At 59.7% G+C, this 1186-nt stretch carries 1 protein-coding gene; it reads right to left on the bottom strand.

The annotated features are described in order from the left end of the window. Nucleotides 1–237: 237 nt before the first annotated feature. On the bottom strand, nucleotides 238–1125 hold the full coding sequence (locus B3Q33_RS00165; protein ID WP_272963009.1) for a D-hexose-6-phosphate mutarotase: 888 nt from the start codon (nucleotides 1123–1125) through the stop codon (nucleotides 238–240). Between the last annotated feature and the right edge of the window lie 61 nt (nucleotides 1126–1186).

Here is a 1186-nt window from a genome sequence, read left to right as displayed (position 1 = left end):
CCCTTGGACTCGTTAAACCACTTCACAGTACCTGTAGCCATGTGAATCTATACCTCGAAACTATTTACTTTGAGTGTTGCTTGCAAACCATGTTGGGCGGTGTTCGGAGACAACTTCAGCTTCACGCAGGGAAGACAATTACCAAACTAATCCACTGCCATAATTCGCAGCCATTTCCGACTTTACCCTCCTTTTTTGGCGAGCACCACCCCTTTTTATGGCCGCTTAAACCGGCAGTTATAACGCCGTTGTCACAAAGCGAACCACCATGCTGTGTTGCTCGCCAGGGCCCAGCAGCAGGGCGTTGTCGAGGACACGGGCGGTTTCAATACAGAGCATTTTTTGCCAGGCATCGCCGGCGAATTGTGTCAGACGACGACTTTTGTCGACCCAGGGATTCCATACCACCGCGGAGCGACTGCCGGAGGCCGACAGGGTCAGCCGACGCTGCCAGCCGGGGTCATCAATATGCAGGGTGTCGGGAAGCTGTAGATACAGCCGGTCGGTCTCACCGACAACAGTCAGCGGGCCTTGCTGGCGATGGGGTTGCCAGTCATCCAGCGCGTCCACATAGGGGCAGGTGTCCAGGCCATGTACCGTTACCTGTCGGGAGTCTGATACCGCGAAGTAACTGTGCAGAGCCTGGCTGATCCATACCGGCGTGTTGCCATGATTATGGTTGTTCAGCGCCAGGCTCAGGCCATCGTCCAGGCGCACGGTCAGGGTGGGCTCCACGGGGGGCAGGGATTGCCGGTCGGCCTGGTCCGACAGGCCGAAGCGCAGAGTGATGCCGTCGGCCTCTTCCTGGCTGTGTTGCAGAGCCCAGGGCTGCTGACGGACCAGGCCGTGGGCGGGAGGCTCTGTCAGCGCATATTGCTGGCGGATCTTTTCCGGGTTGAAATCCAGGCCACCGAACCAGGGCCAGCACACCGGTACCCCGCCACGCACGCCCTGGCCGCGGTGATAGGCCGCTTCCTCACTGAGCCAGATTAGTGGATGCTCGCCATCCCGCTGATACGACAACACCTGGGCGCCCTGTTCGGCGATCACCAGGGTCTGGTTACGGTGGCGAATTTCCCAGCAGGGCAGGTCGCCGCGGGTAATCGGAGTCAGCATCGTGGCCATGCTCCTTCTGTGGGTTCAGAGGCAGGGGCGGCGCAAGCAGCGACAAGCTTCAAGCGGCAAG

Source organism: Alcanivorax sp. UBA3183, assembly GCF_002364155.1.
GTDB classification, from domain to species: Bacteria; Pseudomonadota; Gammaproteobacteria; order Pseudomonadales; family Alcanivoracaceae; genus Alcanivorax; species Alcanivorax jadensis.
The sequence above is the reverse complement of the archived record's forward strand: the minus strand, read 5'-3'. Positions and strand labels throughout refer to the sequence as shown.